The 20,561-nt window shown below is 72.0% G+C and carries 20 protein-coding genes; 2 read left to right on the plus strand and 18 right to left on the minus strand.

Features of this window, described 5'->3' with window-relative positions; all coding sequences use genetic code 11:
* Positions 1–9 precede the first annotated feature (9 nt).
* The 14 genes from KZ829_RS02010 to eno form a co-directional block, all read right to left on the minus strand.
* Positions 10–576: a hypothetical protein gene (locus KZ829_RS02010; RefSeq protein WP_229794893.1), complete on the minus strand. Its 567-nt coding sequence runs from the start codon at positions 574–576 to the stop codon at positions 10–12.
* Position 577: 1 nt separating this feature from the next.
* Complete coding sequence (locus KZ829_RS02015; protein ID WP_220142143.1) at positions 578–1,933, minus strand: DUF58 domain-containing protein; 1,356 nt, start codon at positions 1,931–1,933, stop codon at positions 578–580.
* Entirely contained in the window at positions 1,926–2,966 is a 1,041-nt protein-coding gene (locus KZ829_RS02020; protein WP_246634898.1) for an AAA family ATPase, read from the minus strand. Before KZ829_RS02020 ends, KZ829_RS02015 begins: the two co-directional genes overlap by 8 nt.
* The gene (locus tag KZ829_RS02025) at positions 2,929–3,507 is read right to left on the minus strand and encodes a hypothetical protein (protein WP_220142145.1); all 579 of its coding nucleotides are present in this window, start codon (positions 3,505–3,507) and stop codon (positions 2,929–2,931) included. The genes KZ829_RS02020 and KZ829_RS02025 overlap by 38 nt, the downstream gene beginning before the upstream one ends.
* A 49-nt stretch (positions 3,508–3,556) precedes the next feature.
* Positions 3,557–4,258 (minus strand): DUF4129 domain-containing protein, encoded by a 702-nt coding sequence (locus KZ829_RS02030; protein ID WP_220142146.1) that lies wholly within the window; start codon positions 4,256–4,258, stop codon positions 3,557–3,559.
* A 46-nt stretch (positions 4,259–4,304) separates the two neighbouring features.
* Positions 4,305–5,057 carry a uracil-DNA glycosylase gene (locus KZ829_RS02035; RefSeq protein WP_220142147.1) on the minus strand — a complete coding sequence of 251 codons (753 nt, stop codon included), beginning with the start codon at positions 5,055–5,057 and terminating at the stop codon, positions 4,305–4,307.
* A 60-nt stretch (positions 5,058–5,117) separates the two neighbouring features.
* Complete coding sequence (locus tag KZ829_RS02040; RefSeq protein WP_220142148.1) at positions 5,118–5,543, minus strand: LppU/SCO3897 family protein; 426 nt, start codon at positions 5,541–5,543, stop codon at positions 5,118–5,120.
* A gap of 517 nt (positions 5,544–6,060) precedes the next feature.
* On the minus strand, positions 6,061–7,122 hold the full coding sequence (locus KZ829_RS02045) for an HAAS signaling domain-containing protein (protein WP_220142149.1): 1,062 nt from the start codon (positions 7,120–7,122) through the stop codon (positions 6,061–6,063).
* Positions 7,119–7,448 carry a PadR family transcriptional regulator gene (locus tag KZ829_RS02050; RefSeq protein ID WP_183222961.1) on the minus strand — a complete coding sequence of 110 codons (330 nt, stop codon included), beginning with the start codon at positions 7,446–7,448 and terminating at the stop codon, positions 7,119–7,121. The genes KZ829_RS02045 and KZ829_RS02050 overlap by 4 nt, the downstream gene beginning before the upstream one ends.
* Positions 7,449–7,518: 70 nt before the next feature.
* Positions 7,519–8,433 carry a Ppx/GppA phosphatase family protein gene (locus tag KZ829_RS02055; protein WP_220142150.1) on the minus strand — a complete coding sequence of 305 codons (915 nt, stop codon included), beginning with the start codon at positions 8,431–8,433 and terminating at the stop codon, positions 7,519–7,521.
* A gap of 52 nt (positions 8,434–8,485) precedes the next feature.
* A complete protein-coding gene (locus KZ829_RS02060; RefSeq protein WP_183222959.1) occupies positions 8,486–8,980 on the minus strand; it encodes an amino-acid N-acetyltransferase in 495 nt (164 codons plus the stop codon).
* The gene (locus tag KZ829_RS02065) at positions 8,977–9,480 is read right to left on the minus strand and encodes a DUF501 domain-containing protein (RefSeq protein ID WP_183222958.1); all 504 of its coding nucleotides are present in this window, start codon (positions 9,478–9,480) and stop codon (positions 8,977–8,979) included. Before KZ829_RS02065 ends, KZ829_RS02060 begins: the two co-directional genes overlap by 4 nt.
* Positions 9,481–9,490: 10 nt before the next feature.
* Positions 9,491–10,036, minus strand: coding sequence for an FtsB family cell division protein (locus KZ829_RS02070; RefSeq protein WP_220142151.1), 546 nt, complete (start codon positions 10,034–10,036; stop codon positions 9,491–9,493).
* Between the two features lie 101 nt (positions 10,037–10,137).
* Entirely contained in the window at positions 10,138–11,421 is a 1,284-nt protein-coding gene (eno, locus tag KZ829_RS02075; RefSeq protein WP_220142152.1) for a phosphopyruvate hydratase, read from the minus strand.
* Positions 11,422–11,594: 173 nt separating this feature from the next.
* Between eno and KZ829_RS02080 the strand changes: the two genes are divergently transcribed.
* Together KZ829_RS02080 and KZ829_RS02085 are read left to right on the plus strand one after the other, a co-directional pair.
* The gene (locus KZ829_RS02080; protein ID WP_220142153.1) at positions 11,595–12,281 is read left to right on the plus strand and encodes a hypothetical protein; all 687 of its coding nucleotides are present in this window, start codon (positions 11,595–11,597) and stop codon (positions 12,279–12,281) included.
* Positions 12,282–12,425: 144 nt separating this feature from the next.
* The gene (locus tag KZ829_RS02085; protein ID WP_220142154.1) at positions 12,426–13,121 is read left to right on the plus strand and encodes a hypothetical protein; all 696 of its coding nucleotides are present in this window, start codon (positions 12,426–12,428) and stop codon (positions 13,119–13,121) included.
* 113 nt (positions 13,122–13,234) lie between these two features.
* On the opposite strand, the gene KZ829_RS02090 is transcribed toward KZ829_RS02085, so the two are convergent.
* From KZ829_RS02090 to mfd, 4 genes are read right to left on the minus strand one after another with little or no spacing between them, the layout of a single operon-like run.
* Positions 13,235–14,851: a DUF885 domain-containing protein gene (locus tag KZ829_RS02090; RefSeq protein WP_220142155.1), complete on the minus strand. Its 1,617-nt coding sequence runs from the start codon at positions 14,849–14,851 to the stop codon at positions 13,235–13,237.
* Positions 14,852–14,861: 10 nt separating this feature from the next.
* Positions 14,862–15,821 (minus strand): nucleoside triphosphate pyrophosphohydrolase, encoded by a 960-nt coding sequence (locus KZ829_RS02095; protein WP_220142156.1) that lies wholly within the window; start codon positions 15,819–15,821, stop codon positions 14,862–14,864.
* The gene (locus KZ829_RS02100; protein ID WP_220142157.1) at positions 15,818–16,633 is read right to left on the minus strand and encodes a hypothetical protein; all 816 of its coding nucleotides are present in this window, start codon (positions 16,631–16,633) and stop codon (positions 15,818–15,820) included. The genes KZ829_RS02095 and KZ829_RS02100 overlap by 4 nt, the downstream gene beginning before the upstream one ends.
* Positions 16,634–16,688: 55 nt before the next feature.
* The gene (mfd, locus tag KZ829_RS02105) at positions 16,689–20,312 is read right to left on the minus strand and encodes a transcription-repair coupling factor (RefSeq protein WP_220142158.1); all 3,624 of its coding nucleotides are present in this window, start codon (positions 20,310–20,312) and stop codon (positions 16,689–16,691) included.
* Positions 20,313–20,561 lie beyond the last annotated feature (249 nt).

The raw sequence follows: 20,561 nt of genomic DNA on the forward strand, positions 1-20,561 counted from the left end.
ACTCAGAATTCACCCGCGACGGACCATACGTGCTAGGACCATTGTCACGGCTGCGGCCGCGGCCAGACCGGCGAGCGTGGCCAGTTGGAAGGCGTCGCCACCCAGGTCGGCGGTCAGGCCGAGAGCCAGGACGATGACCACCGCGGAGATCAGCACCACGATCAGGGCACGGCCCAGCCAGAGCGCCGGCACGTCGAAGTTCACCATCGCGTCGTAGGGCAGGACGGCCGCGAGCGCGGTCAGCGTGTGTCCCAGATAGAGCAGGGTGGCCAGGGTCAACACCCGCCACAGGTCGATCGAGGCGCCGAAGCCGGCGGTGTTCACCAGCCACCCGGCGATCACGCTGAGCGCCGCGGCGGTGCCACCCCGGCCGCGGGGGGCCAGCGCCGCCCAGATCACGGCCGCCACCGGCAGGACCATGAGCCGGGGATTGGACAGCATCTCCAGCGGCCAGGCGACGGCGGTCGCCAGCAGGCCGGTGAGCAGGACGCCGCACCGGACCAGGAACGGCACCGTGGTGGCCCGTCCCGCGGCGGTACGCCACCGGTCCATCCGCCTGGTCAGGTCGTTCCGCACGTCAGCGCCCCCTCGGAACCGAGGCCAACCGGGCCACGTCACGCAGCACCAGGTCCAGGCTGCCGGCGCCGGCCCAGGCCACCACCGGTACGCCGTGCTCGCGCAGCCGGCCCAGCACGTTCTCCCGTTCCAGCCGCCACAGCCGGGTGGCCAGCGGGGTCCACTGGTTCTTCACCGGCGGGGCGGCCTGGGCGGGCAGGGTGTCCACCGCCACCACGTACCGGCCGGACTGGGTGAGCTGGGCCAGCATGTCGGCGGCCCGCGGGTCGACCAGCGGGGTCAACACCACGACCAGCGCGGACGAGGAGACGTGGTGGGCGCCGACGATGTTCTCGTACTGCTCGGAGTCGACCGGATCGGGCCGTACGTCGAGCAGCCACTCCAGCACCGTCAGGTACTGCCGGCGGCCGGAGGCGGGGCGCAGCCGGCGGGCGGTCGCGCCGTACTCCAGCAACGAGACCCGGTCGCCCCGGTGCAGGTAGTGCTCGGCGATCGCGGCCGCCGCCCGGACCGTGGTGTCCAGCACCGACGAACCGCCGCGGACCCCGCCGGAGAGGCCGATCTCGCCGAGCACGTCGAGCAGCAGCAGCACTTCGGCGTCCCGGTCCGACAGGGTGGAGGCGACGTGCAGGTCACGGGTCCGCAGAGAGACCCGCCAGTCGATGCGGCGCAGCCGGTCGCCGGGGGCGAACTGCCGGACCCCGGCCAGCTCACCGCCCTCACCGGGCCGCCGGGAGCGGTGCGCGCCGACCAGACCGGCCGCGGCCGGCATCGCCTCGGTGGCGTTGAACGGCTCGGTCACCGGGTAGACCCGCACCCCGGCGGCCGGTGTCACCACCGGACGGCAGGCCAGCAGGCCACCACAGGCGGCGGCCCGGGCGGCGGCCGGACCGACGTCCTGCCGGCCCCAGCGGGTCGCCTCGCCGGGCAGGTCGATCGCGGCCCAGCCGTCGGCGGCCACGGTGATCGCGAACGGGCGGTCGGCGTGCTCCAGCTTCAGCCAGCGGGAGGTACGCGTACGCACCACCACCAGGTCGTAGTCGATCGTGTCCGGGTTCGAGACGGTCAGCCCGGCGTCCACCGCGCCGCCTTCGACCAGGTACGACTCGTCGGTCCGAACCGTGATCTCCGGGGCCGCGGACGGGATCCGGCGCAGGTTGATCGCCGCGCCGATCGCGAACGGGGCGGCGAGCAGCGCCAGGTCGACGCGGCCCAGCGCCACGCCGAGGAGCAGCAGCAGGCCGGTGAGCAGGACCGTACGGCCGAGTGCCCGGGTCGGTGCCCAGACCGGCCCGGACGACGACTCGTCGGCCCCGCCCGCGGGCACGGCCGGGCGCAGGCGCAACAGGTCAGTCATGCCGGGCGTACGTCGGGAGCGCCCCGCTCGCCGGGGCCGGCACCGCGGTGAGCACCTCCTGCACCACGAACGACGGGTTCACCTGGCGCAGCCACATCTCCGGGCGCAGCGTTATCCGGTGGGCCAGCGCCGGGATCGCCACGTCCTTCACGTCCTCCGGCACCACGTAGTCACGGCCGGCCATCGCCGCCCGGGCGCGGGCCAGCAGCAGCAGCGCGAGCGAGCCACGCGGCGAGGAGCCGACCAGGACGGCGCCGTGCTCCCGGGTGGCCGAGGTGAGCGCCACGATGTAACGGCCGATCGAGTCCTCCACCGCGACGGACTCCAGCGCGCCCTGCATCATCTGGAGCGTACGAGCGTCGACCACCGGAGCGAGGGTGGTCTCCTCCTGGCGGCGGGCCATCCGGCGCTGCAGGATCGCCCACTCCTCCTCGGCCGTCGGGTAGCCGAACGACACCCGCAGCAGGAACCGGTCCAGCTGCGCCTCGGGGAGTGGGTACGTCCCCTCGTACTCGATCGGGTTGGCCGTCGCGATCACGTGGAACGGCGGGTCCAGGCGGTAGGTGACGCCCTCGACCGACACCTGCTTCTCCTGCATCGCCTCGAGCAGGGCGGACTGGGTCTTCGGCGGCGTCCGGTTGATCTCGTCGGCCAGCAGCATGTTGGTGAACACCGGGCCGGCCCGGAAGGCGAAGTCGCCCTTGCGCTGGTCGTACAGGAAGGAACCGGTGACGTCGGCCGGCAGCAGGTCGGGGGTGAACTGCAGGCGGCGGAAGTCGAGCCCGAGCGCCTGCGCGAAGGACCGGGCGGTCAGCGTCTTGGCGAGCCCTGGCATGTCCTCCAGCAGCACGTGGCCGCCGGCCAGGATCCCGGCCAGCACCAGCTCCAGCGAGTCCCGCTTGCCCACCACGACGGTGCCGACGGAGTCGAGGACCGCCCCGGCCAGCCGCCCGACCTCGTACGGGGGAAGAGCCTGCGTCACCGGCGCACCTTTCTCACAGTCGTTCCATGGCGTCGAGGTAGGTCTCGACATCCCGGGCCTTGAGCGCGCGGCGCCCCGGACCGGACAGCGTCGCCCAGAGGTCGTCCCCGAGCAGCTCACGGGCCCGGCGGGGGTCGCTGGCCCGGGTGATGCCGTGCCGCAGGCGCAGCCGTTCGTCGGCGAGTTCCGCGAGCACCGGCAGAACGTTACGCGCATGCAGATCCGGATCCGAGTGTGCCTTGTCCAGGTTCCGCTCCCAGCGGCGGACCGTCGCCCGCAGCGCGTCCACCGTCGGCGGGGCGTCCGCGCCGATCCCCGACCGCAGCCGCGGCCCGGGCGGCGGCGCCACCACCGCGACCGCGTGGATCAGCAGGCGCAGACCGGTGAGCAGGGCGATCAGCAGCAGCAGCGAGATGGTCAGGCCGAGCGACCGCAGACCGGCCGTCACCACCACTGTGGCCAGCCCGATCACAGCCGCGTTGCCGATCAGCGTGACGGCCACCGAGCGCCGCCTGGTGACGGGCTCCCGCTCCTCGGCGACGACCCGGCCGTCGGCCGCGCCGAACAGATCGTCCAGTCCTCCGTCGCTCACGCGGTCACCTCCGCCTCGCGCCGGCGGCCCCGCGAATGCACAAGCTCGCTCACGCGGTCACCCCGGCCCGGGTCGCGCCCAGATCGGCGCGCAGACGCTCCAGGGCGGACCGGGCCTGCTGCCGCATCTGGTCGTCGACGGTGTGCGTCGCGTACCTCGCCTCGCGATAGACCTCGAGCAGCGCGGCCAGCACGCGGGCGTCGACCTGCTGCTCGGCCAGCAGCCGTCCGACGTAGTCGGTGGGGCTGTCCCCCGGGTGCCGTGGCGTGCCGGCCGCGGCCGCCGCGTCCTCCAGCCGCACCCAGCAGGCGATCACCGCCCGGCGTGGGTCCCGGTCGGTGTCGGAGAGCTCCTCCAGGCCGGCGTCGAGCGCCGCCACCAGGTCGTCGGCCGTCCGGGTCGGGCGGCGCGGCTCGTGCTTGCCGCCGCGGGCCGGGCGCCGGCGCAGATAGTCACGGACCAGCGCCCAGCACAGACCGGCAACCATGAGCAGCGCGATCACGCTCAGCAGCACCAGCGTCACGGTGCCCACCCAACCGGGCAGCTGCCGCGCCGGCTCCGGAATGGACTCCGCCAGGCTGGGCGTCACCGACGGGCGCGGCGGCAGCAGCGGCGGGCGGGTCGTGGCGGTCGACTCCGGCTTGATCTGGTCGAGCTGCGGCGCGGACCGGGTCGCGGCCAGTGCGACCACGAAGAGCAGCCCGAGTACGGCGGCCAGTGGCCACCATCGGCGCAGTACGGCGAAATCCATGCGGAGGCTCAGATCCGTGACTCGGGGTTTGTCGACAGGCCTCGCATCATGCCAGGCCCGCCAGAACCTTTGCACGGGCGAACACCTCGTCGAGCATGTCCGGTGTCAGACGGCCGGTGAAGGTGTTCTGCTGACTGACATGGAAACACCCCAGCAGGGTGGGCGCTCCCGGCACGCTGACCTGGGCGCCGTGCCCGAATTTCGGGCGTGGCACCGGCGGGCGCACCCGATAGGCGGCGGTCATCGCGGGCCACCACGCCGCCCAGGCGAAAGCGCCGAGCGCCACCACGACGCGGACGGTCGGCTGGATCAACCGGAGTTCCCGCTGGAACCACGGCGCGCAGGTGTCACGCTCCTCCGGCAGCGGCTTGTTGTCCGGCGGCGCGCAGCGGACCGCCGCGAAGATCCGGGTGTGCCGCAACTCCAGGCCGTCGTCAGCGGCGACGCTGGTCGGCTGATTCGCCAGGCCGGCCCGGTGCAGCGCGGCGAAGAGCACGTCACCGGAGCGGTCGCCGGTGAAGATCCGCCCGGTACGGTTCCCGCCGTGCGCCGCCGGGGCCAGCCCCAGGATCGCGATCTCGGCGTCGGCCGGGCCGAACCCGGGGACGGGCCTCCCCCAGTACTCCTGGTCCCGGAAGGCCGCCCGCCGGGTCACGGCGACGTCGGTGCGCCAGGCGACCAGGCGCGGGCAGGCGAAACAATCCGCGACCCCGGCGTCGAGCACGCTCAGCGAGGCGGCCCCGGCCGCCTGGGCGACGACTTCCTCGGGGGTACGCGCGGACGCGCCGGACGGCAACACCCGTCCAGCACAGCATCCCGCCCGCACCCCCGCACACCCGGCCCCCGCACCGCGTCGCGGTCAGGGCTTGGCGACCACGCAGAGCAGGTAGTCGTCGCCGGCCAGGATGACGGCGTTGTCGCCCTCCTTGAAGTACTGGTCGCACGCCGTGCCCGTGACATCGGTGGTGCCCTCGACGCGGCCCACGATGGTGTAGCCGGCCTCACCGGAGGAACAGTCGACGACCTCGGCCGTGGTCTCGGACACCTCCGCACCCAGGTCCTTGCCGATCGAGACGCAGTCGCCGGTCTTGGCGTCGGCCGTCGCATCACCGAGCAGGCTGCTGATCAGAATCTTGATCACCACAACGACGACGATCACCACGATCGCGCCCAGGACGCCGAGGACCTTGCCCAGCGCCTTGTTCTTCCGTGGGGCGGCCTCCGCCGGAGGGAAGCCGGGCGGAGGAAAGCCCGGTACCGGGGCACCCGGATAGCCCGGAGCCACACCTTCTGCGGGCGGCGCAGCCGGCCCTCCGGCAAAGCCCGGAGCCGCAGCCGGATAACCCGGCGCCCCAGCGGGCGCGGACGGGAAGCCCGGCGCCGCTCCTGGATCCGTGAGGTAGCCCGGAGCCGCGGCTGGGGATGAGGAGGGATCCGGCGCTGCAGTGGGCGCGACGGTAGGGGCCACTGCGGGGGCCGGGGAGCCGGTGGGCGGAGCGGTGGCCGGGGAGAACTCGGACCCGGAGGCACCGCTGGTCGGCGGCAGGACGGTCCCGGCCTCGGCCGGCGGGACGGTGCCGCCGGGCTGAGAGGGCACAACCGGGTCAGTCATCAGGGGTTCCTTTCCAGGGGCACGACCGGATATCGATCGCCGGCACGCGAGGATAGCGATCACTGTCGCTCGCGCGCGATCCCCCCTTCCAACCCGGCCCTACCTTGCCTCCTGGGACAGGTCCGTCAATACGTCTGCAAGAGCACGCACTCCCGGAACTGGGCGCTCCGGGTCGGCGGCGTGCAGCGGGCTAGCCGACCCGGGCCGGGACGGAGGGCTTGGCGCTGTCGGCTGGGTCCTTGGCCTCGGGCGTCTGGGCGCCGCTGGAGGGTGCGGGCGGCTTCGAGGGCGAAGCTGCCGGGGCCGAGGCGTTCGGGGAAGCCGCCGGGGCGGACGGGGCCACGGAGGCCGGGGCGGGTGGGGTGACGGCGGAGGGGTCGCCGGGGTGGTACGGAGCGGCATCCGGGCAGTGCGGGTAGCCCAGCGTGCGGCTCGGGACGCTCATGCCGCTGGTCGGGTCGTCGCAGTAGGGCTCGCCCAAGCGGATCGGGTTGCCGTCCTGGTCGTAGAGCTGCACGCCGGAGATGAGCCGGCCGTCGCCGTCGTAGACGTAGACGTCCCGGACGCCGGTGAACTCGTTCCAGCCGCTGTAGCCGACCTCGTTGTAGCCGTCGCGCTGGGCCGCGGAGTCGACCTCGAAGAAGCCGATCAGGGCGAAGAACACCAGGTACACCGTGGCCAGGCGGAGGGCGCGCCGGGGCCACTTGCGGGCCGGTGCGCCGCGGCGGCCGAGCCAGATCGAGCCGAGGATGCCCAGGGCCAGCAGCAGGACGGCCGCGAAGTCGTCGCCGCCGAGCCGGGGCATCAGGCCGAGGCGGGAGTTGCCGTCGAACATGAACGCGATCGCCATGGCCGCCAGGTAGCCGCGCAGCACCCACCAGGCAGGACGGAGGAGCACCAGGAATTCGCTTGCCCTCGCATACCCCAGAATGGGCCCGACCCGGACGTCGGCCCGCTGCACCGCCTCGCTGATCCGCGCACGATGCCGGGCGGCCCTGCCGGTGACCGCCGCGTAGCGTGAGGTGGGCTGCCCGGCCGTGGCGAAGCCGGCGCTGGCGCTGAGCTCGGCCGCATAGGCCTCCGGTGGCCCGAGCCGGTCGGTGAGTGATCCGCCGCCCTCGGCGAGAACCTCGGCCAGATGTTCGGGCAGGTCTTCGAGCAGCTCGTCCCGGGTGGCGGGCGGCAGACCGGCGAGTGCCAGCCGAACGCCCTCCACGTAGACGGCGATCTCGTCCTGTGCCGTGAGGTTCACGCCTTCCCCCGCTCGCGAAGAAGATCATCCATGATCGATGCGAAGCCGCTCCAGACCTTGCCCGAGCGTTGCAGCTCGGTGCGGCCGGCCGCGTTGAGTGCGTAGTACTTCCGGTGCGGGCCCTCGTCACTGGGCACGACATAGCTGTTCAGCAGGCCGTTGTTGAACAAGCGGCGCAGTGTGCCGTAGACGGAGGCGTCACCGACGTCTTCCAGCCCGGCCGCGCGCAGGCGGCGAAGGATGTCATAGCCGTAACCGTCCTCGTCGCGCAGGACGGCGAGGACGGCGAGGTCTAGCACGCCCTTGAGCAACTGGGTCGGATCCACGCGGAGCACACTACTGCGCAATCCGAAGTACCGTCAACAGCGTACTACCCTCCAGGGGCGGTGCGGAGAATCAGACGGCCAGGCCGAAGGCGATGCCGTCGAGGATGTCGTGCTCCGAGGCGATCACGAAGTCGTGGCCGGACCGCTCGATGATCAGCTTCATGATCAGGGCCCCGGCGCCGATCACGTCGGCCCGGCCCGGGTGCATCACGGGCAGCGCGAGACGCTCGGCGACGGTCATGGCCAGCAGCTCGGCGGTCACCCGGGCCACGGCCGGAGCGTCGGCCCGGCTGTGGTGGATGCGCGCGGAGTCGTACACCTCGAGGTCGTGAGCGAGAGCCGCGACGGTGGTGACCGTCCCGGCGAGACCGACCAGCGTCCTGGCCTCCCGGCCGTTCACGGCGGCCAGCGCCGTGTCGACGGCCTCGATGATGTCCGCCTCGGCGGCGGCCAGCTCGGCCGCGGTGGGCGGGTCGCCGTGCAGGTGCCGCTCGGTCATCCGGACGCAGCCGATGTCCATCGAGATGGCCCGCTCGACGCCGGTCGTGCCGGTGACGAACTCGGTGGAGCCGCCGCCCAGGTCGAAGACCAGGTAGGGGCCGTCCGCGCGGAGGCCGCGGACGGCGCCGTCGAAGGAGAGCTGCGCCTCCTGCTCGCCGGTGATCACCTCGGGGTCGACGCCGAGCACACCGCGCACCATGTCCCGGAAGTCCTGCGCGTTGGACGCGTCCCGGCTGGCCGAGGTGGCGCACATCCGCACCCGGGTGACGCCCAGTTCGGCGATCTCGGCCGCGTAGCCGAGCAGCGCCTGCCGGGTCCGCTCGATCGCGGCCGGGGCGAGCATCCCGGTACGGTCGACGCCCTCCCCCAGCCGCACGATCTCCATCCGCCGGGAGACGTCGGTCAGCCTGTCCCCGTCGATGTCGGCGATCAGCAGGCGGATCGCGTTGGTGCCGCAGTCGATCGCGGCAACCCGGGCGCTCATGACGCTTCATCCCGGCATCGCCATGAGTTCCGGACCGGGCTCGATGACCCGCTCATAGGTGCAGCAGCATTCTCGTGTTCCCCAGGGTGTTGGGCTTGACCCGTTCCAGGTCGAGGAATTCCGCCACGCCCTCGTCGTAGGAGCGCAGCAACTGCTCGTAGACCCCGTGCGGCACGGCGGCCCCGTCGATCTCGGTGAACCCGAAGGACCCGAAGAACCGGGTCTCGAACGTGAGGCAGAACACCCGGCGTACGCCGAGTTCGCGCGCCTGGTCGAGCAGAGCCGACACGATCCGGTGGCCGATCTTCTGACCGCGCCGTGCCGGGTCGACCGCGACCGTACGGATCTCCGCGAGGTCCTCCCACATCACGTGCAGGGCGCCGCAGCCGATGACCCGGTCCGTCTCGTCGGCCGCCACCCAGAACTCCTGCACCTGCTCGTACAGGGTGACGGTGGCCTTGCTGAGCAGACGCCGATCGGTCGTGTACGTGTCGACCAGCGCCCGGATCGCCTTGATGTCCCCGGTCCGGGCACGACGGATGATCACTCGTCGCCGGCCGGGCGCACGCAGGGGCCACCGGCCCAGTACGGCTCGATCGCGTCCCGCACCTCGTCGCCGAACGGGTTGACGCCGCGGCCCGCGGCCAGCGCGTGCCCGAGATGGACGTGCAGGCACTTGACCCGGTCCGGCATGCCGCCCGCCGAGACGTGGCTGATCTCCGGAACGTCCTCGATGGCGGTCCGCCGGTCCAGGTAGTCCTGGTGCGCGGCCGCGTACCGCTTGGCCAGTTCGGGATCGGTGCTGAGACGCTCCTGCATGTCGCGCATCACACCGGCCGACTCCAGGCGGCTGCATGCGGCCGTGGCGTGCGGGCAGGTCAGGTAAAAAAGGGTGGGGAACGGTGTGCCGTCGTCGAGGCGCGGCGAGGTCTCCACCACGTCGGGGTTGCCACACGGGCAACGGTGCGCGACCGCCCGTGTGCCGCGGGGACGACGGCCTAGCTGGGCCGCCACGATGTCGAGGTCGGCGGTTGTGGGTTCTTCCATCAGTCCGAAATCAGTCCTGGGGCTCTGCGTTGGCGGCTTGGACACTGCTCCACAGCGTGTCGTACCAGCGGTCGGGGGCGGCCGCCGGGGTCTGCTCGGCGGCGGTGCGGGCGGCGCGGTCCTTGTCATCGACGACGAGCAGGGGCGTCTCACCCGGGCGCACGTAGAAGATCCGCTCCCGGGCCTGAATCCGCAGGTACTCCGGGTCGTTCCACTTCTCCAGGGTCTTCGCCGTCTCGGCGATCTCGCCCCGCTGCACGGCCTGCGCCCGCTCCATCTCGGCGATATCGGCCTCTTGCTTCAAATACACCCGGACGGGGTACGTGTAGGCCAGTGCCAGCGCCACGACCAGCGCGATCAGGACGGTGGCCCGGCCGGTCAGCGCGCGCGGGCGTGGTGCCTCGGTGCGCTTCGCGGCTGCGCCGCCGGACCCCGAGGACGTACGCCGCGCGGCGGGCACCCGGATCGGGCCGGTATTCCTGGTCCGGGGCGGGGTGGGGCGGCCACCGGCTCGCCGGGCCGGGCCCTGGCCGCTCGGTGTGCGGCGTTCCGCCATCTCACCCTCCCCGCTGACCGTCACGTGTTCGTGGCACCCACCCCGGAAATCTATGTCTCCGAAGGCGGGTGCCACAAACCCGATGATCCGACGCCGGAGGGTCAGCCGACGCGGTAACGCGGGAACGCGCCCGCACCGGCGTACCGGGCGGCGCTCTCCAGCTGCTCCTCGATGCGCAGGAGCTGGTTGTACTTCGCGACCCGGTCGGACCGGGCCGGGGCGCCGGTCTTGATCTGGCCGGAGCCGACCGCGACGGCCAGGTCGGCGATGGTGACGTCCTCGGTCTCGCCGGACCGGTGGCTCATCATCGTCTTGAAGCCGGCCCGGTGGGCCAGGTCCACGGCGTCCAGCGTCTCGGTCAGCGAGCCGATCTGGTTCACCTTGACCAGCAGCGCGTTCGCCGACTTCTCGGCGATGCCGCGGGCCAGGCGCTGCGGGTTGGTGACGAACAGGTCGTCGCCGACGATCTGGATCTTGTCGCCGAGCTCGGCGGTGAGCGCGGTCCAGCCGGCCCAGTCGTCCTCGCCCAGCGGGTCCTCGATGGAGACGATCGGGAAGTCGGCGGCCAGCTTCGCGTAGTACGCGATCATCTCGTCGGTCGACTTCGGGGTGCCCTCGAAGACGTACGCCCCGTCCTTGTGGAACTCGGTCGCGGCGACGTCCATGGCCAGGACGATGTCGCTGCCCAGGTTGTAGCCGGCGGCCTGCACGGCCTCGGCGATCAGCTCCAGGGCCGCGACGTTCGCCGACAGGCTCGGCGCGAAGCCGCCCTCGTCGCCGAGGCCGGTGGAGAGGCCCTTCTTCTTCAGCACCGACTTGAGCGCGTGGTAGACCTCGGCACCGCTGCGAACGGCCTCGCGGAAGGTCGGCGCGCCGATCGGGGCGATCATGAACTCCTGCACGTCGACGTTGGAGTCGGCGTGCGCGCCACCGTTCAGGATGTTCATCATCGGGACCGGCAGCAGCGACGCGTTCGGCCCACCGAGGTAGCGGAAGAGCGGCAGCTCGGCCGAGGCGGCGGCGGCCTTGGCCACCGCGAGGGAGACGCCCAGGATCGCGTTGGCGCCGAGGGAGGACTTGGTGTCCGTGCCGTCGATGTCGATCATCTTCTGGTCGATCAGGCGCTGGTCGGAGGCCTCGTAACCGACGAGCTCCTCGACGATCTGCTCCTCGATGTTGTTGACCGCCTTCTCGACACCCTTGCCGAGGTAGCGGCCCTTGTCGCCGTCGCGCAGCTCGAGCGCCTCGAAGGCCCCGGTCGACGCGCCGGAGGGCACCGCGGCGCGGCCGACCGAGCCGTCGTCCAGGCCGACCTCGACCTCGACTGTGGGGTTGCCCCGGGAATCGAGGATCTCGCGGGCGACGATTGCTTCAATGGTGGCCATTGGTCGTGTCGCTCCCTAACGTTTGTACGAATACACAGTTTCGGTCCGCGACCCTGCGGGCCGACCACACCGGAGAGCGTATCGAGTCGGGCAATGTCTTGTTCGCGGGGCCGGTCAACTCGTCGCCCGCTATGCCTCAAACCCGGGCCGGACCTGCCGAATCCTTGGGCACTATGACCAGTAGCCTGTTTCCCGCCGACGGGTCACACGTCGAGATGGACCTCGGGGGCCGGACCCTCCCGGAAGTCCGGGTGGTCCGGGTCACCGACGCCGCCGTGACCCTGTCCCTCGCCCGCGCCGACGTCCCGCAGACGACCGGCTCCCCGGTGACCATCCGCTGGCCGGCGGGCCCCCGTGGCCGGTACGTCCACCACGGGACCGTGGTGAGGATCGACGAGAACCGGATCGACGTCACCATGCCCGGCGAACCGGAGATCGAGCAGCTGCGGCTGTACGTACGCGGCGGTGGAGGCGAGGCCATCCTGCTGGTACGCGCCGACAAACCGCAGGTCACCGGCCGGGTGCACGACATCAGCGAGCGGTCTGTGCGGGCCCACTTCAGCGACGTCGACCTGCGGCCGGGCGACCAGATGCTGCTCCGCGTGCAGCTGGGCAGCGAGGTGGTCGAGTTCCCGGCCACCGCGCTGCGGGTGAGTTCGCTGCGGCAGCAGGTCCCGGTACGCGGTCCGGTCATGGTCGAGATGGTGGCGATCTTCGACCGGAACGAGCACCAGGCCAAGATCATTCGCCGGTACGTCTTCCGGCTCCAGGCCATGGCCCGCCGCGAGGCCGCGGCCGCCGAGGCGATCGCGGACGAGATGATCGCCGAGATGATGGCCGAGGCCGCCAACCTCCGGTGATTACCGGACATCGGACGGGAAATGCCGATTCTTAAATAAGGACTTCCGGCCCGTTAATTGTCCGTCCATTGACCCTCGATTCATCGAAGGTCGCCACGGGATACTCGATTGCGCGGGGTGGCACGGGTGCGTAAGGGTGGTCACGTGCCCGCCACCCCGCGCCGCATCCGCGCCGGCTCCGTGCTCGCCGGTTCCCTGCTCGTCATCGGCCTTCTCGGCACCTCCGGCTGCACCGGGATCGAACCGGCCGGCGCCGCCGGTGTCGCCGGATCGGACCTGGTCAGCGAGGTCGCCGACCGGCTGGCCGGCTCGGGCGGCCAGAGCTGGACGGCCACCTACCGGCTGGCCGGCGGGAAGACCGCACGGATCACCCGCGCGCAGCGGCCGGCCCGAATCGCCTACGCCTTTCCGTCCGGCAATCTGATCCGGACGCCGGACGCCCTCACCAACTGCGTGACCGCCGGCACGGAGACCGTCTGCACCGCCACCGACCCGCACGGCGCCCCCGACGAACTGCCCGCCACAGCAGGCCTGGTCACCCCGGACACGGTTCTCGCGCTGTTGAACGCGGCGGCGATCGACTCGGATCTGGCGGTCCAGACGCGGGAGACCACGATCGCCGAGCGGACCGCCTCCTGTCTGCGGCTGGGTGGCGTCGATCACGTGCCGGCCCCGGACTTCGACGTCTGTGTGACGGTCGAGGGCGCCATCGCCGGTTTCACCGGAACGGTCGCCGGCATCCCGGTGGAGATGGTGCTGACCGATTACCAGGCGCGGGCCGGCGACCATGACTTCGCCATGCCGCCGGGCGCCCGGTTCGTCGACCGCCGGGCCGACTGAACCACCTCACCGCCCCCGGGCAGGCCGACGGTTCACTGACCGCCTCACCGCCCCCGGGCAGGCCGACGGTTCACTGACCGCCTCACCGGCCGGTTCGCTCTGCGCCGGAGAGGTCAGACGCCCAGCAGTGCGCGCAGGTGGCGGGGCGGTGGGGAGCCGTGCGCCAGCATGGCGTCGTGCCACGCCTTCGGGGTGGCGCCGAACGGCCGGGCCGCCGCGATCGCCGCGACCTCGGTGTAGCCGACGAAGTAGGTGGACAGCTGCGTCGAGGTGAGTTGCGCCCGCCGCCACTTGCCGGCCGCCTCGCCCTCCTCCTGGAAACCGCGCCCGGTCATCAGCTCCATGGCCTCGGACTCGGGCAGCCCCTCGCAGTGCGTGAGCTGGTCGATGATCGCGTTGAGGCTCATCCGCAACTGCATCTTGAGCTGCTGCAACCGGACCGGGAGGCCACCGAAGCCGAGGCCGGTCATCAGCTCCTCCGCATAGACCGCCCAGCCCTCGACGAACGGGCCGGACCAGCCGAGCGAGCGCACCCGGGTGGCCGCCCGGAACCGCCGCGAGTGGGCGATCTGCAGGAAGTGGCCGGGCATCGCCTCATGGACGGTGAGGTTGCGCAACATCTCGTCGTTGTACTCCCGGTAGAAGCTGGTGATCCGCTCAGCGGGCCAGTCGGCCGGGGCCGGGGCGATGCAGTAGAAGGTGGGGACGTCGGCCGTCTCCAGTGGACCGGGCGGGTCACAGTAGGCCACCGCGACGCCCCGGGCGAACTCCGGCATCTCCTCGATGACGCACGGATCGTCCACCAGGGACACGATGTCGTGCGCCCGGACGAACTCGGTCGCCTCCCCCATCGTCACCTTGGCCAGCCCGACGATGGTGGTGTTGTCCGGATGCCGCGCGGCGATCGAGTCGAGCGCCCGCCGGACCGTCTCGTCGGTGGCCGGGCCACCGGCCAACTCGGCGGCGGCCTCCCGCAGCGCCTCGCCGACGCGGTCCAGATTCTTCCGGGCGCGGGACAGCACCTCGGCGGCGGACAGTTCGGTGTCGAGAGTGTGCCAGAGCCGGGCCTCCCACAGGCGCCGGCCGAGCCGTGGGTCGCGGCCGGGATCGCCGCTCTCCAGCCGGGCACGAAGCCAGCCGTCGAACTCGCCGAGCGCGGCCAGCGCGGCCTCGGCCACCGGCTCCACGGTCGAGCGCAGGCCCGGCTCCCGGGTCAGCAGGGCGGGGATCTCGGCGCGGATCAGCCCGGCCGTGCCGGCGAACTGGCCGACCGCGGTCTCGGCGTGGACGCGGGGCACGTCACCCAGCACAGCGCGAGCCGTGGCCAGGGCGTCGGGAATCGCGCCGAGCCGGCCGGCCAGGCTGGTCAGGCGCTCGCCGAGCGGCGCGAACGGGCGGGCGATCAGCCCGTGCAGCAGTGGACCGGGATTGTGCTCCAACGGGTTCCACTCGTGCTCGCGGATCTCGGTGAGCTCGAACAGCGCCCGCTCCACCTGGGCGGTCAGGATCGCGTGGTCGACCTGGTCCTCCGGGTCGAGGCCGTCGGGGTCGACGCCGCTGAGCGCGTCACCGGCGTCACGCAGCATGGCGGCCCGGCCGGACACGCCGGCGTCGGAGTGGTCGGGCAGGCGGTCGTCGAAGCGGTGGTCGCCCGCGTAGGAGGCGGTGGCGGGGTCGCTCTCCAGCAGGGCGTCGACGATCCGCTCGGCGAGCGGTACGAACTCCGGCATGCCGTGAAACCTACTCGGAGGGACCGACATTTTCCGCCGCACGCACCGCCTCTGCGAAAGTCAGCGTGGCGGCCCGCAGTTCGGCCTCGGCGTCCAGGCCCGCGGCCCGGGCCTCGGCGACCACCCGCAGCAGCAGGCCACCGAGGTCGTCACCGGCCGGCAGCGGCACCGCGAGACCGGCCCGTTCGGCCCGGTGCAGGATCTTCGCGGCCAGGGCGAGGGACGGCTGGCTCATGGCGATCCCGTCCAGCACGGAGTCCCGCGTCTTCTCCTCGCGCTTGATCCGCTCCCAGTTGGCGGTGATCTCCTCGATGTCCTCGATCCGCTCCCCGGCGAAGACGTGTGGATTGCGCCGGATCATCTTCTCCACCAGGCCGGCGGCCACGTCGTCGATGCTCCACCGGTCGCTCTCGTCGCGCTCCTCGGCGAGCCGGGCGTGCAGCACCACCTGGAGAAGCACGTCGCCGAGTTCCTCGCGGGCCGCGTCCGAGTCGCCGCCGACGATCGCGTCGTACGCCTCGTACGCCTCCTCCAGCAGGTAGGGGGCGAGCGTCTGGTGGGTCTGCGCCCGTTTCCACGGGTCGCCGCCGGGTGAGGCCAGCCGGTCCATCACGGCGACGGCGTCCAGCAGCCGGGCTCCGGGCGGATCCCACGAGCCGTACATCAGCTCCAGCTCGGCGAGGCCCGGCTCGCGGGCCAGGCGCAGCCCTAGCTGCCGGGCGAAGTCCTGGTCGCCGTGCGGCCCGGCGAGCCAGACGGCGGCCGGCCGCCCGGCGATCGCGTCGAGCAGGCCCTGCGCGTCCGTCTCGAGGATCGTGACCGGCACACCGGTCACCCGTAGGGCCACGGCCTGGTCACTGTCCGCGGCGGCGAAGACGGGGTACGCCCGGACGGCGTCCCACGCCTCCGCGGTCAGCAGCCCGGCCGGTAGCCGGGGTGAGGTGACCAGCAGGATGATCCGGGCGCTCAAGGGACGTCGGCCACCGATACGGGCTGCTCGATGCCCAGGTCGGTGCCGATAAGCTGGAGCGGGTCGCTCTCGCCCTGGATCTCCAGCACGCTCACCTCGAACGGCTGGTAGCGCGGGTTGACCTTGACGTTCAGCTCGTCGGCGGCACCCTCGACCTGCTCACGAACCTGCGCGGCGGCGGCCACCACCTGCCGGTTCTGCGGGGACTGGAGGGACAGCCAGGTGGTGAAGTCCTGGCCGGGCTCGACGCCGCCGCTGGCGCCCAGGCTGTTGTAGACCTGGAGCATGTCCGCGTCAGCCGGCGGGGTCTCCGACAGGAACGACTGGATCAGCAGACTCTGCATGTACAGGTTGTCGATGTAGAGCTTGGTGTACTCCGTGCCGACGGGCAGCTTTCGCTGGGCGGCCTCCTGCTCGTACGGCACCTGGGCGGGCAGCGTGACCGAGCGGTCGGCGGCGACCCGTTCGTACAGCTCCCGGGTGACCAGCTCGTTCACGACGTCGCCCCGGCTGAACGGCATCTGCACCGGCGCCGGGGTGACGGCCGGCGCGGGCTTCACGTCCTCCCCGGCGTTCCGCAGCGCCTCCTCCTTGAACCGCTGCTGCGAGGTGGCCTCGTCGGCCTCGGCCTGGGCCTGGACGGCGAGGTCGGCGTGCGTGTCGTCCCAGATCCGCTGGACCTCTCGCTCGGACACCTGGCCGGCGTCGCCGAGATAGGCGGCCACGCTCGGCTCCGAGTCGCAGGCGGAGAGGCCGCCCACGGCGAGGGACGCGGCGGCAACGGTGGAGGCGAGTCGGCGGGCACGCAGCATGGTCAACACTCTCTCACGGCGATTGTGATCTTCATCGCCCCGCCCCGTATCGATTTCATCCCTTCACCACGATGGGCGCCGGGGCCGGGACATCGCCGAGCACGTCCTTGAGCAACTGGGCGCACCACTCCAGCAGAGCCAGGTCGCGCAGCGGCTCGCCACCGACCCGGCGGGTGCTGGGCCGCGGGACGCTGACCTGGTCGGCGCCGGTCTTGTAGACGGCGTCCGGGTGATAGCGCTTGAGCCTCAGCTGCTTCGAGTCCGGCAGGGCCAGCGGGGAGAAGCGGATGTGTTTGCCCTGCATGGACACGTCGGTGAGCCCGTACGCCCGGGCCAGCAGCCGGAACCGGGCGACCGCGATGAGGTTGGCGACCGGGGCCGGCGGTTCGCCGTACCGGTCGGTCATCTCGGCGACGACCTCCTTGAGCCGCGGCTCGTCGCGGGACTCGGCCAGCTTGCGGTACATCTCCAGGCGCAGGCGCTCGACCGAGATGTACTCGGTGGGCAGGTGCGCGTCCACCGGCAGGTCGATCTTGACCTCCGGCTCCTCCTCCGGGCGCTCACCCTTGAACTGGGCGACCGCCTCGCCGACCATCCGCACGTACAGGTCGAAGCCGACACCCTCGATGTGGCCGGACTGCTCACCGCCGAGCAGGTTTCCGGCGCCGCGGATCTCCAGGTCCTTCATCGCCACGTACATGCCGGCGCCGAGCTCGGTGTGCTGGGCGATGGTGGCCAGCCGCTCGTGGGCGTGTTCGGTGAGCGGCTTCTCCCGGGGGTAGAGGAAGTAGGCGTAGGCCCGTTCCCGGCCGCGGCCGACCCGGCCGCGGATCTGGTGCAGCTGGGCGAGACCGAGCAGGTCGGCGCGTTCCAGGATGAGGGTGTTGGCGTTCGGGATGTCGATGCCGGACTCGACGATCGTGGTGCAGACCAGGACGTCGAACTCCTTCTCCCAGAACCCGACCATGACCTTCTCGAGCTGTTCCTCGCTCATCTGGCCGTGCGCCACCGCGACCCGGGCCTCGGGCACCAGCTCGCGCAGCTTGCGGGCCGCCCGGTCGATCGACTCGACCCGGTTGTGCAGGTAGAAGACCTGGCCGTCGCGGAGCAGCTCGCGATGGATGGCGGCGGCGACCTGCTTCTCGTCGTAGGCGCCGACGTAGGTGAGGACCGGGTGGCGTTCCTCCGGCGGGGTGGCGATCGTGGACATCTCCCGGATGCCGGTGATCGCCATCTCCAGGGTCCGCGGGATCGGGGTGGCCGACATGGTGAGCACGTCCACCGACGCGCGCAGGGCCTTGAGCTGCTCCTTGTGCTCGACGCCGAAGCGCTGCTCCTCGTCCACGACGATCAGGCCGAGGTTCTTGAACCGGGTGGTCTTGGAGAGCAGCCGGTGCGTGCCGATGACGATGTCGGCGGTTCCGGCGGCGGCCTGCTCCAGGGTGAGGGTGGCCTCCTTCGGCGTCTGGAACCGGGACAGCTGCTTGATGGCCACCGGGAACTGGCTCATCCGCTCGGTGAACGTGTTGTAGTGCTGCTGGGCGAGCAGGGTCGTCGGCACGAGCACGGCCACCTGCTTGCCGTCCTGCACCGCCTTGAACGCCGCCCGTACCGCGATCTCGGTCTTGCCGTAGCCGACGTCGCCGCAGATCAGCCGGTCCATCGGGACCTGCAACTCCATGTCCTGCTTGACCTCGACGATGGCGGCCATCTGGTCGGGCGTCTCGGTGTACGGGAAGGCGTCCTCCAGCTCGCGCTGCCACGGGGTGTCCGGCCCGAAGGCGTGCCCCTGGGAGGCCTGGCGTGCCGCGTACAGCTGGATGAGCTGGGCGGCGATCTCCTTGACCGCCTTCTTGGCCCGCGCCTTGCTCTTCTGCCAGTCGGTGCCGCCCATCTTGTGCAGGCTGGGCTGTTCCCCGCCGACGTAGCGGGAGAGCTGGTCGAGCTGGTCGGTGGGCACGTAGAGGCGGTCGCCGGGCTGGCCGCGCTTGGACGCCGCGTACTCGAGGACCAGGTACTCCCGGTCGGCGCCGTTGACCGTCCGCTGCACCAGCTCGATGTAGCGGCCGATGCCGTGCTGCTCGTGCACCACGAAGTCGCCGGTCTTGAGCTCCAGCGGGTCGATGGTGTTGCGCCGCCGGGCCGGCATCTTGCGCATGTCCTTCGTGGAGGCGCCGCGGCCGCCGGAGATGTCGTTGCCGGTGATCACCGCGAGCCGGGACGCCTCGTCGACGAAGCCGTGGTTCAGGGCGCCGCAGGTGATCAGCAGCTGCCCGTCCGCGATGGGCGCGGCGATCGCGTCGACCGGGGTGACGCCGAGACCGGCGTCACGCAGCACCTCGGCGGCCCGCTGTGCGGTGCCCTTGCCCTCGAAGACCAGCGCGATGGCCCAGCCCCGAGCGGCCCAGCCGGACAGGTCGGAGGCGAGCCGGGCGGTGTCGCCGTGGTAGAGCGGGACCGGCTGGGCGGCCAGCGCGACGGCGTCGCCGAGATCCGGGCTCACCTCGACCGGGGCGGCGTCCTCCCAGGGCAGGGCCTCCGCCGTCGACTCAGCCGTGGCGAGGCCGAACGGCGAGACGGTCCACCACGGCTGCTTGAGAACGGCCGCGTGTGCCCGTACATCCGCAAGGCTTTTGAAAGCGACGGCGCCGACGTCGATCGGCGCCTGGCCGCCGACGGCGGCCGCCGCCCAGGACGCTTCGAGAAATTCATCGGAGGTACGGGTGAGGTCGTGCGCCCGGGTGCGGATCCGCTCGGGGTCGCACAGCAGCACGTGCGTGCCGGCCGGCATGCAGTCGATCAGCAGCTCCATGCTGTCGGTGCCGCGCAGCAGGGCCGGCGCCAGCGACTCCATGCCCTCGACCGGGATGCCCTCGGCCAGTTTGTCGAGGATCTCGGCCAGCTCCGGATGCTGGGCGGACAGCTCCCGGGCGCGCTCCCGCACGGCCGGGGTCAGCAGCAGCTCCCGGCAGGGCGGCGCCCACAGTCGCGGCACCTGGTCGATGGTGCGCTGGTCGGCGACCGCGAAGGTGCGGATCTCCTCCACCTCGTCGCCCCAGAACTCGACCCGGGACGGGTGCTCGTCGGTGGGCGGGAAGACGTCCAGGATGCCGCCACGGACCGCGAACTCGCCGCGCTTGGTGACCAGGTCGACCCGTGCGTACGCCATGCCGGACAGCCGCCGCGCGACATCCTCCAGCTCCGCCGCGCCGCCGCCGGTCAGCTCCACCGGCTCGAGGTCGCCGAGGCCCTTGAGCTGCGGCTGGAGCAGCGACCGGACCGGGGCCACGATGACCCGCAGCGGCGCGCCGCCGGGGTGGGCGAGCCGCCGCAGCACGGCGAGCCGGCGGCCGACCGTGTCGGAACGCGGCGACAGGCGCTCGTGCGGCAGCGTCTCCCAGGACGGGTAGACGGCGATCAGGGCCGGGTCGATCAGGCAGCCCAGGGCGTCGGCCAGGTCGTCGGCCTCGCGCGAGGTGGCGGTCACCGCGAGGACCGGCCGCTGCGCGCCGCCGACGTCGGCCGCGCCGGCCACGGTGGCCACCACGAACGGCCGGAGCGAGACCGGCGCGGTCAGGTCCAGTGAGTCCGAATCGACGAAGCCCTTGGCCGCCAGGTCACGCGCGCGGGCCAGACCGCGGTCGCGCAGGGCGGCGGGAATCAGACCGGAGAGTTGCATGGAGAAAACCCCCTGAGGGCACGACGAACGACCCCGGTCCGGATACGCGGGCGGGGGTGCGTCCCTCAGCTTAGTCCGACACAGGCCACCGGCCCGGCCCACGGGACCCTCGCCCGCAGGTCAGTGGTACCCCACCTGCGCACGGTCCCACGCCGGGCCATGAGACTCTTGACTCAATTCACCCCCTGACCGGGGTACGCCGATAACATCGGCGATGTCGGGACAGCGCCGTCCTGGAGCCATCCGAGC

It is taken from the genome of Actinoplanes hulinensis (genome assembly GCF_019429605.1).
Lineage (GTDB): Bacteria > Actinomycetota > Actinomycetes > Mycobacteriales > Micromonosporaceae > Actinoplanes > Actinoplanes campanulatus.